The following is a 13168-nucleotide window of genomic DNA, read 5'->3' as shown; positions in this document are numbered from 1 at the left end:
GCTCCTATGTAACGGGAGCGACTCACCATGACAACCAATCCTTCGATCGCGATCATCGGCGGCGGCCCTGGCGGGCTGATGCTGGCGCGGCTGCTGCAGCGGGGCGGCCGCGCCGTCGCCGTGTTCGAGCGCGATGCTCATGCCGGTGAGCGCCCCCAGGGCGGTTCGCTCGACCTGCATGCCGAAACCGGCCAGCGCGCGATGCGGCTGGCTGGGCTCGAGGCCGAGTTCATGGCGGAGGCGCGGCCCGAGGATCAGGGCGACCGGCTCTATGATTCCGCCGGCAGGCTGGTGTTCGACCATGACGGCGCCGGCCATGACCGGCCCGAGATCGATCGCACGGCGCTGCGCACCATCCTGCTCGCCGCGCTGGCGCCGGGAACGGTGCGCTGGGGCCGCCGGGTCGAGGCGATCCGGCCGTCGGGCGCGGGCTGGGAGCTTATTGTCGAGGGCACGGCGCAGCGTTTCGATGTGGTTGTCGGCGCCGACGGTGCCTGGTCGCGGGTGCGGCCGCTACTCTCCGACGCGGTGCCCGCCTATGAGGGCGCGACCCTGTTCGAACTCGGCTTCGACGTGGCGCGCCATCCTCGGGTCGATGCATTGACCGGCCATGGCAAGATGTTCGCGGCGGGCGACAACCGGCTGCTGATCGCGCAGCGCAATGGCGCCGGCCATATCCGCGGCTATGCCGGGCTGCGCGTCCCCGAAGCGACCGTGCAGGCCTGGCAGGCGATGCCGCTCGAGGAAGTCCGCACGAAGGTGCTGGCCGAATTCGCCGGCTGGGCACCCGAGCTGCAGGCGCTGATCGCCGAGGGCGATGCACTGGCGGTACGGCCGATGGTGGCGCTGCCGATCGGCCATCGTTGGGAGCCGTGCCAGGGCGCTACGCTGCTCGGCGACGCCGCGCATGTGATGTCGCCGTTCAGCGGCGAGGGCGTCAATCTCGCGCTCGCCGATGCCGCCGACCTCGCCGAGGCGTTGCTCTCGGGCGAGGGGTGGGAAGCGGTGGCGCGCTACGAGGTCGCGATGGCCGATCGCGCGGCCGTCGCGGCGGAGGGCGCAGCCCAGGGGCTGCGCCTCTCCATCTCCCCCGACGCGCTCGATGCTGTGCTCGAGCATTATCGGGAGCGCGTCCTCGCCTAGTTGCCGACCACCGGCAGCATGATCGCCGAGCCCGAGCACACCTTCTGCGTGGCCTTCTGGTAGTCCGCCGGCTTGGCCTTGTAGATGTTCGGCACGAAGGTCTGCGGGTTGCGATCGATCATCGGGAACCAGCTCGACTGGATCTGCACCATGATGCGGTGGCCCTTCTTGAAGACATGGTCATGGTCGCGCAGCGGGATCGACCAGTCGTTCACCTGGTTCGGCACCAGCGGCGTCGCCTTCTCGAACGACTGGAGATAGCGGCCGCGCTTCACTTCCATCGCGATCGGCAGCTGATAGCCGTTGAGCCCGCGCGCATAGGCGCCCGCGGCCGTTGGCGGCTTCTCGTAGTCCTCCGGGAAGACGTCGATCAGCTTGACCACGAAGTCGCTGTCCGTCCCGCTGGTCGCCGCCATCAGGCTGGCGGTGATCGCGCCGGTCACGGTCAGGTCGGCATCGAGCGGGGCGCTGGTGTAGCTCAGCACGTCCGGGCGATAATCGACGAAGCGCTGGTCCTCGGCTTCCCACCAGCGCCATTCGGGCGTGGCATAGGTCGCCGACATCGGCCGCGCGCGGAACGGTACCGGGTTGGCGGGATCGGAGATATATTCGCGGCAGCCCTCGCCCTGCGCCGGTGCGGTGAACGACACGCTGCCATCGGCGTGGAGGTACAGGCTCTTGCTGGTCGCGCCGGCCAGCGGCCACTGATTGTAGGTCTTCCACTGCCAGCTGCCCGACTGGAAGCTCTTCATCCGATAGTCCGGCTTGCTGCCCTTGCCGTGCAGCCAATAGGCGAAGAACGGCGCCTCCACCTCCTGCATGAACTGGGTGCCACTATCCACGCCGAACGGGATGCGCCCCACGGCGTTGCCCGGCGAGCGCCAGCTGCCATGGTTCCACGGCCCGGCGACCATCAGCGCCAGGTTGTTGGGGTCGTTCTCGCGCTGCTTGTAGAAGATCTGCCAGCTGCCCCAGGGGTCCTCCTGGTCCCAGTAGCCGGCGACGTTGAGCGTCGGCACGGTGGTCTTCTTCAGCGTGTCCGACCAGACCTGCTTCTTCCAGAATTCGTCATAGTCGGGATGCTCGATCATCTGCTTGTAGAGCGGCACCCGGCCCTTGAAATATTTCTCCTCGATATCGGCGGGCGAGCCGGCCTTGAGGAACCACTCGTACGTGTCGTAGCGATCGTACAGGTCGATGCCGTCATTGGTCTTGTCGGCCTGGAGGCTGTTCACCCAGTCGCTGGCATAGGTAAGCCGCATCGCGCCCCAGCGGTGCAGGTCGTCATTCTTCCAGTAATCGATCCACGCCGCCTGCGGGCTGATCGCCTTGAGCGCCGGGTGCGGGCGAGCGAGCGAGATCGCGGCGGTCAGGCCGGGATAGGAGACGCCCCACATGCCGACCTTGCCGTTGTTCGGCTTCACATTCTTCACCAGCCAGTCGATCGTATCATAGGCATCGGTCGATTCATCGACGGCGTTCTTGCCGGTCTTGATCTCGGTCGAGAGGGTGAACGGCCCACCTTCGGAGGCGAAGCGGCCGCGCATGTCCTGCGTCACCATGACGTAGCCGTCCTTCATCAGCGCGGCCCAGCTGGCCGGGATTCGGGGCGGAGCACCCGACGGCGCGCCATAGGGCGTGCGGGTGAGCAGGATCGGCAATGGGCCCGTCTGGCTCTTCAGACGCAGGATGACGGTGTGCAGCTTCACGCCGTCGCGCATCGGGATCATCGCCTCCTCGCGGACGAACAGGGTCTCGTCGGGATTGGTGGTGCCCGCTTGCTGCGCGGGTGCCGCGGTGACCGGAGCAAGGGCGATCGCGAGACCGAGCAGACTGACCAACCGCATGTTTTACCTCCCCAAGAAACTCGAATGCGGGAGGGGTAATCGGTGTGTTGCCGCTGTCAATCGGTTCGCGGCCGAAAGCGCAGGCGCACGGCGGGGCGCAGCACCAGCGCGTTCAGGTTCGCCATCAGGTGCAGCAGGATCGGCAGCATCAGGCCCCAGCCGCCGAGATAGAAGAGGGTGAACGCCGCGCCGCCGGCGCCGGTCAGCACGATCCCCAGCCAGCCCTGGTAGCGGTGGACCGCGGCGAAGATGGCAAGGGCGATCAGGAACGCCGCCCAGTCCGGAACCCCGCAAAGCACCAGCAGCAGCGGCAGGTAGAGCCGGAAATAGATTTCCTCGCTGACCCCGGCATTGATCACCAGCGGCAGGATCGCCAGCAGCTCGGCGCGGTTGCGCGGCAGCATCGGGGTAAGGTCATAGCCGCGCCGTGCCCGGGGCGACGGACCGCGCAGCGCGATCCAGATGCTCAACAGGCTTCCCAGCGGCAGCCCGATCAGCAGGATGGGAAGGAGCGTCGGGTCGTCCATCGAGAAATAGGGCAGGGTCCAGGCGAGCGCGGCGAATTCCCCCGGAAAGGACCACATCGCGTCGATCCGGCCGAGCAGCGCCAGGCCGACCAGGGGGATGCCCAGATTGCTCAGGCAGCCATGCGCGGCCCAGCGCAGATAGGTGCGCCTGCGGTCGGCGCTGTCCTCGATCCCCCGGAAGCGATCGAAGCGGCGACGGCCGCCCCGGTGCAGCCAGGCAAGCGCCGTCAGCGTCACCGCCAGCACCGCCGGCGCGATCAGAGCATGCGTCATTTCCCCTCCGCCCATGCGAACAGGGATAGCGGGTGGCGACGGTGGGGCAAGTTCTTCGAATTTACGCAAGTAGAAAGTAAATCGAGTGGCAACCGTAACAAATAGTGCTTCCAACTATATCGGTTCTTTCGTCGATTGACGGAGCAATTGCATTGGTGGAACCCAATGGCATCGCAGTAATCTGTGAAGCTTGGGGGATATTGTCATGCATTTGACGCACAAGGCAGGCGAGCTTTCCGCGCGCCCTATTTCCTTCCTCGAAACCGACAAGCTGGTGGTGCGCTGGATCGCCCAGGCCGCGGTCAATGTCGAGCTGTTCACCATCCCGCTCTACATGACGTCGCTCTACTCGATCACCGGCATGCACCCGATCACCAGCCAGGGGAACAGCTTCTACAAGGGCCGGCAATGGCCCGGCGCCAAGACCAGCGCCTTCACCGACTACAAGCCGGGCAAGAAGGGCTGGGGTAACAAGAAGGCGTTCAACATCGTCTTCTCGGTGTTCATCCAGGAGATGCTCCACCTGCAGATGGCGGCGAACCTCGCCACGTCGATCGGCGCCGTGCCCAGCTTCACCGCGACCACGCTGCAGAGCGGCGATCATGGCTGGACCTGCTATGGCCCCAGCCTCACCGCGATCCCCGGCATCGTCGACCTGACAGACACCAACCGGTTCAAGGACGTGAAGGTCAATGTCGGCCCGCTCGACGAGGAGCGGATCAAGCTGTTCCTCGCGATCGAGCAGCCGCAGGAGACGGCGGAGCAGGACATCGTCCGCAACAAGGACCGCTATTTCCCCAAGGTGCCGTTCAAGTACGACACGGTGGCGGAGCTCGACGCCAACATCATGTTCGGCTCGATCGGCTATATGTACCAGTGCTACCGCGACTATCTGCTGATCCGCTACGCGGACGGCACGCGGCTCTGGGATCATGTGATGAACCCCGGCGGCCAGCAGAACGACCTGTTCAACAATTTCAGCTTCCCCGGCCATCCGATGCGCGAGTTCATGGGCTTCGAGACCACGATCGCGATGACCGATCCGGAGATCGCCTTGAAGCAGGCGCTCAACATGATGAACGCGATCACCGATCAGGGCGAAGGCGCGACGCTCGGCGCGCGCTATGACGAGAAGGGCCAGCGGCTCACCGACGAGAAGGCCAAGCTCGTCCAGGGCGACGTCAACCCGAGCTACTGCCCGAACCGCGATGCCCTCGCCTCCGACTATCCGAGCTATTCGATGGAAGGGAAGCTGGTCCCCTCGGCAGACGCTGCGGCGCGCGCCGACAATGACGGTGTCGATCACTATACCCGCTTCCGCGAGATCGAGGATATCCGCGGCAGCGGCGGGCTCGAGACCTGGAACCAGTCGCCCAAGGTCGGCAAATGGGCCGCCGCGGATCTCACCACCGAAGGCTATGATCCGAACGACAACCCCTATGGCCTGCCCACGCCAGAGGCGATTGCCGGGGCGCTCAATGCGCTCAACAATGGTGGCGACGCGGCCGCCAATTTCCAGAAGATGAGCCAGGCGGTGTGCGGCGCGATCAAGGGCGTCACCACCGTGCTCGACAATTACTGGAACCCGGCGGGTGCCACCGTGTCCTTCCCCTTCCCGTCGATGGCCGGATCGGGCGACCGCATGTCGACTGCCTGGGCGGTATTCGGCAAGACGCCGGACCTTTCGGTCGGCGTCGGCGAGCCGGACAAGTACATCGTCAACCACGCCTGCCAGGGACTCGATGTCGAGGAAATCGGCGGGAAATGGGGCGCCAATGCCTGCGCCGAGACTTCGATCTACCACACCTGCCGCGGCTCGAACCTGTGCAAGGGTCAGGGCGGCTGCGGCTTCGTCCAGCTGACCAGCGGCGGCGGCAGCTGCGGCGGGGCGAGCAGTGGGTGCGGCGCGGCGTCTTCCAAGACCTCGAACGCGCCCAAGGCCAATCCGGTGGCGAGCGGCAGCTGCGGCACGCCGACCACGGTCAAGGGCGGCGGCTGCTCGGCGGTGACGATCCGGACCTATGGCGGCCTGTGCGGCACGCCGACACCCTCGCCGTCGCCCACTCCGACCCCGAGCGGGCCGATGTACACCGCGCCCAGCGACAATATCTGCGGCGGCTTCGGGGGCTGCGCGGTGCCGATCTCGGCGATGCAGCTCTATCCCAAGTCGGGGACGATGGAAGTCTGGGCACTGGTCGGCAGCACCAAGCCGGTGCTCTGCGGCGCGCCCAAGGCCCAGGCCGACAAGAATCTGTGCGGTACCCCTTCACCTTCGCCGACGCCCACCCCCCCGGGCTGCGGCGCGCCTTCCTCGAAGAAGATCGCCACGATCGACTTCAAGGAAGGCGATAAGGTGGAAGACATCGCCTTCCAGGCCTTCGCCAAGGTCGTCGCCTTCAAGGTCAATGGCGATCCGGACAAGCCGGTCGAGGGGCTGGTCCAGCAGCCGCCGAACGACCTGCGCCTCGCCTATCCGCCCTCGACCTAGGAGCGGCAGGCGGATGACGCAGCCCCGGCTCGGCCTGCCCAATCCCGGCGACGGACTGGGCCTGCGCGAGGAGCATTTCCCGCATCTGATGTCGACGCCCCCGGAGAATTGGGGCGTCGATTGGTTCGAGGCGATCACCGAGAACCTGCTCGACAATCACGGCTGGGGCATGCGGGTGTTCGAGCATGTCGCGGCGCACCGGCCGGTGGTGTTCCACGGCGTGTCGCTGTCGATCGGCAGCACCGCGCCGCTCGACCTGGCCTATCTCGGCAAGCTGCGCGACCTGGCCGAGCGGTTCCGTCCCTTATGGATCTCCGATCATCTCTGCTGGACCGGGGTGCAGGGGGTGAACAGCCACGATTTGCTGCCCCTGCCGCTCACCGAGGCGGCGCTCGCTCATGTCGCCGATCGGGTGCGCGCAGTGCAGGATTTCCTCGGCCGCCCGCTGATCGTCGAGAACCCCAGCACCTATCTCGAGTTCCGCGCCAGCCAGATGCCCGAGGCGGAGTTCCTCGCCCGGCTGTGCGAACGCACCGGCTGCGGTCTGCTGCTCGACGTCAACAATGTCCATGTCTCGAGCTTCAACCACGCGCTCGATCCGCTCGAATATCTCGATGCGATCCCGGCCGAGCACGTCGTCCAGGTCCATCTGGCGGGCCCAAGTGATCACGGCACCCATCTGATCGACACGCATGATGCGCCGGTGCCCGATGCAGTGTGGCCGCTCTATGCGCATGTCTGGCAGCGCTGCGGCCCGGTCGCGACCATGGTCGAGTGGGATGCCAATATCCCGGCCTTCGATGTTGTCGCCGCCGAGCTGGCGAAGGCGCGGCGCGTGCGCGAGGGGCTGCCGCTTGCCGCCTGAACCCGAATTCGCCGGTCTCCAGGACTGGATGCAGGAAGCGATCCTCGCCGCGTCCGATCAGGGCGCGCGCGACCATGTCCGCGGCGATAACCGCCTCACCGCCGAGGACCGCATCCATATCTATGCCCGCAGCTATCGCCAGCGGCTGGTCGAGTGCCTGGAGAGCGAATATCCGCTGCTCGCCGGGCTGGCCGGGCCGACTGCGTTCCAGCTTTTCGCCCAGGGCTATATCGCGGCATATCCGTCGCGCAGCTACACGCTCTACGATTTCGGCGCGCGCTTCGCCGATTGGCTCGATGCTGCGCGTCCACCGGGCAATCCCCAGGCGGTCGAGGCGATACCCGGCGCGCTGGCGCGGATCGAGCGGACCAGGGCGGAGGTCCATCGCGCGCGGGGGGTAGAGGGCGCCGGACCGGCCTGGCCCGGCATCGATCCCGCGATCGCCGAACTGCTTGCGATGGCCGGCACGCGGCGCTTCTACCGGCCGGACAGCATGCGCCTGCTCGCGCTGCCGTTCGATTTCAGCGAGATGCTCGCCGGCGGCGAGCCGATTCCGCCCAGGCCCGATCCGACGCTGCTCGCCGTGGCGCGGGCGAACTACCGCGTTTCCTGCCTGCCGCTCGAGCCCTGGCAATATGACTGGCTGGTGCTGCTGCCCGACGATCCGGCGCAAGCGGTGCCGGCGGATGCCGCCGTGGCGAACTGGCTACCCTTCGCAGTGGCGCAGGGCCTGGTGGCGAGCGTCTGACTCACCCCTACCCGCTCCCCGGCTTTCGTCGGAGAGCTGTTGGACCAGCCGAACCGCCAGCCCCTACAGCCGGTGTTCGCCCTTCACCCAGCGCACCGTGCCCGAATGCGCGCGCATCACCACGCTCTCGGTGGTCATCTTGGTGGCGAAGCGCTTGACGCCTTCGAGCAGCGAGCCGTCCGTGACACCCGTCGCCGCGAAGATGCAGTCGCCCTTGGCCAGTTCGGTCAGGTCGTAGATCTTGTCGAGGTCCTCGATGCCCCATTTGCGCGCACGCTGGCGCTCGTCGTCGTTGCGGAACACCAGGCGGCCCTTGAACTGGCCGCCGACGCAGCGCAGCGCCGCGCAGGCGAGCACGCCCTCGGGGGCGCCGCCCTGGCCCATATAGACGTCGATCGTCGTCTCGGGATCGGTGGTGGCGATCACGCCGGCCACGTCGCCGTCGCCGATCAGCACCACGCCGCAGCCGATCTCGCGCAGCTCGGCGATCAGCTTCTCGTGGCGCGGGCGATCGAGCACGCAGGCGATGATCTCGTGCGGCTGCACGCCCTTGGCCTTGGCGATCGCGCAGACATTCTCGGTCGCCGACTTGGCGAGGTCGATCACGCCCTCGGGATAGCCCGGGCCGACCGCGATCTTGTCCATGTACACGTCGGGCGCGTTGAGCAGGCCGCCCTTCTCGGCGACCGCCAGCACGGCCAGCGCATTGGGGCCGGCCTTGGCGCAGATCGTGGTGCCTTCGAGCGGATCGAGCGCGATGTCGATCGCCGGGCCCTTGCCCTGCGCCGCGCCGACCTTCTCGCCGATGAACAGCATCGGCGCCTCGTCGCGCTCGCCCTCGCCGATCACCACGGTGCCGTCGAGATAGAGCTTGTTGAGGGCGTCGCGCATCGCCTCGACCGCGGCGGCGTCGGCCGCCTTCTCGTCGCCGCGCCCGACCAGGGTGGAAGCGGCGATCGCCGCCGCTTCGGTCACGCGTACCATTTCGAGGACGAGGACACGGTCAAGGGCGTGGCTGAGCTGAGTCATGGGGTACCCCGGTGATTGGACTTGCGGCGGCGATTAGGCAGCGCCGTGGCGCTTGTCGATGCCGCTAACGTTGTCAGCCGGCTGCTGCTCCCAATTCCGCCACAACATGGCGCTAGCGTAACGAAATCCGGGGGCGGAGGACGTGCAGATGCTGGTGATCGCGTTGCTGTTGCTTGCCCAGGACCATGCCCCGACGCCCGCCGAGGTGCTGGCGCTGCACCGCGAGCGCTGGTCGGCCAGCCCGGCCTGCAGGCGCGCCCGCGACGAGAACGAGATCGTCGTCTGCTCGCGGCGTGAGGCGGACAGGTACCGCGTGCCCCTGGAGGCGACCTATAACGGCCCGGACACCGATCAGGGCCGCCTCGACCGGCTGTTCGATCGCGCCGATGGCAGCCTGCCCTGCGGCCAGGGCGCCTTCACCGTGCGCTGCGGATCGGTGGGCGTCACCGCCACGGTCAGCGCGCGCGGCGTGCGCTATGTCCGCCGCGACCTCGCCCCCTGAGGGACCCGGACGGCGGGACGTGCGTTGGGCGCGATGAACCCGCTTCGGAGAGTCCTGATATGCTGTTGCTCGTCGCCCTCACCCTGTCCGGTGCCACGCCCGCGATCGATCCGCAGCGCCGCCGTGCCAAGGCGCGGGTGACGCGGGTCACGCGCATCCCCGCGAGCGCCCGGCCGGTGGCGGCGATCCCGGTCGTCCGGGTCGATCCCAACCAGCGCTACCGCCTGCCGCTGCCCAGCACCGAGATCGCCGATGCCAAGGGCGATGCGGTGCGCAACACCGGCATGGCCTGCGGTACCACCGGCGCGCCGGTCTGCCCGAGCAAGGGCAAGGCGCTGGTGAAGACCAGCCTGAGCGATTAACCGCCCAGGATGTGCATCCACATCGGCTCGCCGGTCAGGCTGGCCGAGCCGCGCAGCTTGTCGAGCGCCTGCGCCACCGCGCGCTCCGGCCCTTCGTGCGTGACGATTGCCACCAGCACGCTGCCGTCCGGATTGGCGCCGCGCTGCATCAGGCTCTCGATCGAGACGCCGGCATCGCGCATCGCCGCGGCGATCTCGGCGAGCACGCCCACCTTGTCCGCCACGGTGAAGCGCACATAGGCGCGACCGGTGCGCTCGCCGGTGTCGGCGGCGCCGGGCGCGGCAAGGGCGGCGGCCGGCATTGCATAGGGCGGGCCGAATTCGCCGCGGGCGATGTCGATCAGGTCGGCAACCACGGCGCTCGCGGTCGGGCCGTCACCGGCACCGGCGCCCTGGAACAGCAGCCGGCCGACGAAATTGCCTTCGGCCACCACCGCGTTGGTCGAGCCGGTCACATGCGCCAGCGGATGGCTCAGCGGCACCAGGTGCGGGTGGACGCGCTGGAACAGCCCGCCGCTGCCGGCATCGGCCACGCCGAGCAGGCGGATGCGATAGCCGAGCGACGCCGCCTCGGCGATGTCGGCGGCGAGCACATGGCGCACGCCGGTGATCGCCACCTGGTCGAACGCCGGCTGGGTGCCGAAGGCGAGGCTGGCGAGGATCGACAGCTTGTGCGCGGCATCGACGCCGTCGATGTCGAAGCTCGGATCGGCCTCCGCATAGCCAAGCCGCTGCGCCTCGGCGAGGATCTCGGCGAAGTCGCGGCCCTCCGCTTCCATCTTCGACAGGATGAAATTGCAGGTGCCGTTGAGGATGCCATAGACGCGGGCGATCTCGTTGGCGGCGGCGCCTTCGCGCAGCCCCTTGATCACCGGCACGCCGCCGGCCACCGCGGCTTCGAACTTGAGCGCCAGGCCCGCGGTTTCGGCGGCATTGGCCAGCTCGAGCCCGTGATGCGCGATCATCGCCTTGTTGGCGGTAACGAAGCTCTTGCCGCCTGCCAGCGAAGCGCGGGCGAGGGTGAGGGCGGGGCCGTCCGATCCGCCGACCAGCTCGACGACCACATCGGCCCTGGGATGGCGCGCCAGCTCGGCGGTGTCGTCCACCCAGTCGAAGCGGGTGATGTCGACGCCGCGATCCTTGGCGCGGTCGCGGGCGGAGACGGCGACCACTTCGATCGGCCGGCCGGCACGGCGGGCGATGAGCGCCGCATTCGCGTCGATCAGGCGAATCACGCCCGCCCCGACGGTGCCAAGGCCAGCAAGTGCGATACGAAGCGGTTCGGTCATCTATCTTCTTCTCACTCCCCTCCCTGAAAGGGAGGGGTTGGGGGTGGGTTGCGAGCGTAGCGAGCTTGGCGCCCGATGCGAAAGCGACGGCCGAGGCATCGAGCCTCGACCGCCGCTAACCCACCCCTAGCCCCTCCCTTTCAGGGAGGGGAAGCAAGTTTTGCTTTTTTACTTCTTGATCAGCCCGATCTCGACCAGCCGCTCGAACAGATAGTCGTGCGCGGTGATCGGCGTCGGATAGCGGTTCGGGCTTTCCTCGGTGATCGTCGACGGCAGCGTCTCGATCAGGAAGTCCGGCGCCGGATGCAGGAAGAAGGGCATCGAATAGCGCGGGGTGCCGCGGCGCTCGACCGGCGGGTTGACCACGCGGTGCGTCGTCGAGGGCAGGTAATGGTTGGTCAGCCGCTGCAGCATGTCGCCGACATTGACCACCATCGCGCCTTCGGGCGGCTTGACCGGTAGCCAGCGGCCGTCCTTGTCGAGCAGTTCCAGGCCGGCTTCCTCGGCGCCGAGCAGCAGCGTGATCAGGTTGATGTCCTCATGCGCGCCGGCGCGCACTTCGGGGGCATCGGCCGGCACCGGCGGATAGTGGAGCAGGCGCAGCACCGAATTGCCGTCCTTCACCGCGCGGTCGAACCAGTGGGGCTCGAGGCCGAGATAGACCGCGATCGCCGAGAGCAGCCGGTCGCCGGCATCATCCAACGCCTGGAACAGCTCGAGGAAGGTCTCCTTGAAGCCCTCCGGCGCGTGCGGCCAGATGTTCGGCGCCATCTGCGCCTCGAAGCGGTGGCCCTTGGCCAGCTCGCGGCCGATGTGCCAGAATTCCTTCAGATCGACATGCGTCGCGCCCTTGGCGATTTCGGTCTTGAACGGCGTCAGGCCGCGCGCGCCGCCGCCGCCGGGGATGTGATATTGGCGCTTCTCTTCCTCGCTCAGCGCGAAGAATTCCTTGGTCTTGGCCCAGGCGCGATCGATCAGCTCCTGCGGCACGCCGTGATCCGCGACCATCGCGAAGCCGAAGCGGCGGAACGACTGACCGAACTTCTGGGCGAACCCCTCGGGGTCGTTCGCCTGCTCGGCCATCGAGACGAGAGGCACCTCGTCGAGAATAGTAGCCATTTTATCGAGTCTCCTTGGCGGTCAGTTAGACCCGCCGGTACCGGCGCGACAAGAGGCGCGCCCGGTGCTGCCATGACTCGATTGGCCGCCGCGCGACTTGCGCGCGGTCAAAGCGCCACACATCCGAACCGCTCCCCGGCGAAAGCCGGGGCCCAGGGTTTCTCTGCCGTGTCGCTCCGTTACCCTGGGCCCCGGCTTTCGCCGGGGAGCAGCCAGGCGGCGAACCGCCCAGCCCTAGTTCCCGACAATCACCATCTTGCCGCTGGTCTTCGCCGCGCCGTCCGCCGAAAGGTCGATGGTGAAGCTCTCGCCGTCATCGGTGGTGCCGGCGAAGCCATTGCCCTTCTCGTTGAACTTGAAGCCCTTGGCGGTCAGCTTGTCGCGGAACCAGCCCTGCACCTTGGCAAGGTCGGCGGGGCTGGAGAAGGCGGCCGTCACCTTGCCTTCGTCCTTCTGCTTGCCGGCATGGTCCGTAGCATCGACGTTGAAGCTGGTGATCGTCGAGTTCGGATAGAGCTTCACCCCGTCCATGTCGAAATTCTCGGCGGTCATCTTGATGTTCGGCACCTTGAAGCTGCCCTCGAACCCGTCGCTCTTCACCGATACGGCGCCGTTGTTCATCGCGAACACGGCATTGTCGTCATCGTCCGAATGCGCGTTGATCGAGATCGAGGTGCCCTCGCCGCCACAGGCGGCAAGCGCGAGGGGAAGGAGCAGCAGCGGCAAATAACGCATCGACCAGTCTCCGGCGTATTATCTACACAACACACTAACGGAAGCATGCCGGCAGCGCAACAGGGCGTGGCGCAGCGGCGCGGTGACGGAAGGGCCGCGCCAGGGTTGGCGGTTCCCCGGCGAAGGCCGGAGCCCAGGCTCGATGAATTATCGATGGCGCAAAAGCCCCTCGAACGACGTTGCGACTAGGCCCCGGCCTTCGCCGGGGAACCGAAGAGGCTGGATGCTCCTGCGGTTCAGC

General features: G+C 67.4%; 12 protein-coding genes. 6 read left to right on the top strand and 6 right to left on the bottom strand.

Annotated features, from left to right (window positions below; genetic code table 11):
* The first annotated feature begins 27 nt into the window (after window positions 1-27).
* Entirely contained in the window at window positions 28-1143 is a 1116-nt protein-coding gene (locus HNP52_RS03000) for an NAD(P)/FAD-dependent oxidoreductase (RefSeq protein WP_184162281.1), read from the top strand.
* On the opposite strand, the gene HNP52_RS02995 is transcribed toward HNP52_RS03000, so the two are convergent.
* Both HNP52_RS02995 and HNP52_RS02990 read right to left on the bottom strand, forming a co-directional pair.
* Window positions 1140-2990 carry a CocE/NonD family hydrolase gene (locus HNP52_RS02995; RefSeq protein ID WP_184162278.1) on the bottom strand — a complete coding sequence of 617 codons (1851 nt, stop codon included), beginning with the start codon at window positions 2988-2990 and terminating at the stop codon, window positions 1140-1142. The two genes, HNP52_RS03000 and HNP52_RS02995, sit on opposite strands and share 4 nt — an antisense overlap.
* A 56-nt stretch (window positions 2991-3046) precedes the next feature.
* A complete protein-coding gene (locus HNP52_RS02990) occupies window positions 3047-3790 on the bottom strand; it encodes a CPBP family intramembrane glutamic endopeptidase (RefSeq protein WP_184162275.1) in 744 nt (247 codons plus the stop codon).
* 205 nt (window positions 3791-3995) lie between these two features.
* Between HNP52_RS02990 and HNP52_RS02985 the strand changes: the two genes are divergently transcribed.
* The 3 genes from HNP52_RS02985 to HNP52_RS02975 are packed head-to-tail and all read left to right on the top strand — an operon-like array spanning window position 3996 to window position 7891.
* Window positions 3996-6278: a ferritin-like domain-containing protein gene (locus HNP52_RS02985; protein WP_184162272.1), complete on the top strand. Its 2283-nt coding sequence runs from the start codon at window positions 3996-3998 to the stop codon at window positions 6276-6278.
* A gap of 13 nt (window positions 6279-6291) precedes the next feature.
* Window positions 6292-7143, top strand: a complete 852-nt coding sequence (locus HNP52_RS02980) for a DUF692 domain-containing protein (protein ID WP_184162268.1) — start codon at window positions 6292-6294, stop codon at window positions 7141-7143.
* On the top strand, window positions 7133-7891 hold the full coding sequence (locus HNP52_RS02975; RefSeq protein WP_184162265.1) for a DNA-binding domain-containing protein: 759 nt from the start codon (window positions 7133-7135) through the stop codon (window positions 7889-7891). Before HNP52_RS02980 ends, HNP52_RS02975 begins: the two co-directional genes overlap by 11 nt.
* 63 nt (window positions 7892-7954) lie before the next feature.
* On the opposite strand, the gene glpX is transcribed toward HNP52_RS02975, so the two are convergent.
* Entirely contained in the window at window positions 7955-8920 is a 966-nt protein-coding gene (gene glpX / locus HNP52_RS02970) for a class II fructose-bisphosphatase (protein ID WP_184162262.1), read from the bottom strand.
* A gap of 148 nt (window positions 8921-9068) precedes the next feature.
* Between glpX and HNP52_RS02965 the strand changes: the two genes are divergently transcribed.
* Window positions 9069-9422, top strand: coding sequence for a hypothetical protein (locus HNP52_RS02965; protein WP_184164942.1), 354 nt, complete (start codon window positions 9069-9071; stop codon window positions 9420-9422).
* Between the two features lie 59 nt (window positions 9423-9481).
* On the top strand, window positions 9482-9784 hold the full coding sequence (locus tag HNP52_RS02960) for a hypothetical protein (protein ID WP_184162259.1): 303 nt from the start codon (window positions 9482-9484) through the stop codon (window positions 9782-9784).
* On the opposite strand, the gene HNP52_RS02955 is transcribed toward HNP52_RS02960, so the two are convergent.
* The 3 genes from HNP52_RS02955 to HNP52_RS02945 all read right to left on the bottom strand — a co-directional run bounded on the left by HNP52_RS02955 (window position 9781) and on the right by HNP52_RS02945 (window position 12927).
* On the bottom strand, window positions 9781-11073 hold the full coding sequence (locus HNP52_RS02955) for a homoserine dehydrogenase (RefSeq protein ID WP_184162256.1): 1293 nt from the start codon (window positions 11071-11073) through the stop codon (window positions 9781-9783). The two genes, HNP52_RS02960 and HNP52_RS02955, sit on opposite strands and share 4 nt — an antisense overlap.
* 168 nt (window positions 11074-11241) lie before the next feature.
* Complete coding sequence (locus HNP52_RS02950) at window positions 11242-12192, bottom strand: isopenicillin N synthase family oxygenase (protein WP_184162253.1); 951 nt, start codon at window positions 12190-12192, stop codon at window positions 11242-11244.
* 234 nt (window positions 12193-12426) lie between these two features.
* Window positions 12427-12927 (bottom strand): hypothetical protein, encoded by a 501-nt coding sequence (locus HNP52_RS02945; protein WP_184162250.1) that lies wholly within the window; start codon window positions 12925-12927, stop codon window positions 12427-12429.
* Window positions 12928-13168 lie beyond the last annotated feature (241 nt).

Origin of the sequence: Sphingomonas kyeonggiensis (assembly GCF_014204495.1) — a bacterium.
Lineage (GTDB): Bacteria > Pseudomonadota > Alphaproteobacteria > Sphingomonadales > Sphingomonadaceae > Sphingomonas > Sphingomonas kyeonggiensis_A.
Note: the sequence above shows the minus strand (reverse complement) of the source record. Positions and strands in the feature narration are given on the sequence as shown.

Excerpts from the sequence above, each read along its gene's own strand:
- HNP52_RS03000 (WP_184162281.1), top strand. The coding sequence starts at position 28 with ATGACAACCAATCCTTCGATCGCGATCATCGGCGGCGGCCCTGGCGGG.
- HNP52_RS02995 (WP_184162278.1), bottom strand. The coding sequence starts at position 2,990 with ATGCGGTTGGTCAGTCTGCTCGGTCTCGCGATCGCCCTTGCTCCGGTC.
- HNP52_RS02990 (WP_184162275.1), bottom strand. The coding sequence starts at position 3,790 with ATGACGCATGCTCTGATCGCGCCGGCGGTGCTGGCGGTGACGCTGACG.
- HNP52_RS02985 (WP_184162272.1), top strand. The coding sequence starts at position 3,996 with ATGCATTTGACGCACAAGGCAGGCGAGCTTTCCGCGCGCCCTATTTCC.
- HNP52_RS02980 (WP_184162268.1), top strand. The coding sequence starts at position 6,292 with ATGACGCAGCCCCGGCTCGGCCTGCCCAATCCCGGCGACGGACTGGGC.
- glpX (WP_184162262.1), bottom strand. The coding sequence starts at position 8,920 with ATGACTCAGCTCAGCCACGCCCTTGACCGTGTCCTCGTCCTCGAAATG.
- HNP52_RS02965 (WP_184164942.1), top strand. The coding sequence starts at position 9,069 with ATGCTGGTGATCGCGTTGCTGTTGCTTGCCCAGGACCATGCCCCGACG.
- HNP52_RS02960 (WP_184162259.1), top strand. The coding sequence starts at position 9,482 with ATGCTGTTGCTCGTCGCCCTCACCCTGTCCGGTGCCACGCCCGCGATC.
- HNP52_RS02955 (WP_184162256.1), bottom strand. The coding sequence starts at position 11,073 with ATGACCGAACCGCTTCGTATCGCACTTGCTGGCCTTGGCACCGTCGGG.
- HNP52_RS02950 (WP_184162253.1), bottom strand. The coding sequence starts at position 12,192 with ATGGCTACTATTCTCGACGAGGTGCCTCTCGTCTCGATGGCCGAGCAG.
- HNP52_RS02945 (WP_184162250.1), bottom strand. The coding sequence starts at position 12,927 with ATGCGTTATTTGCCGCTGCTGCTCCTTCCCCTCGCGCTTGCCGCCTGT.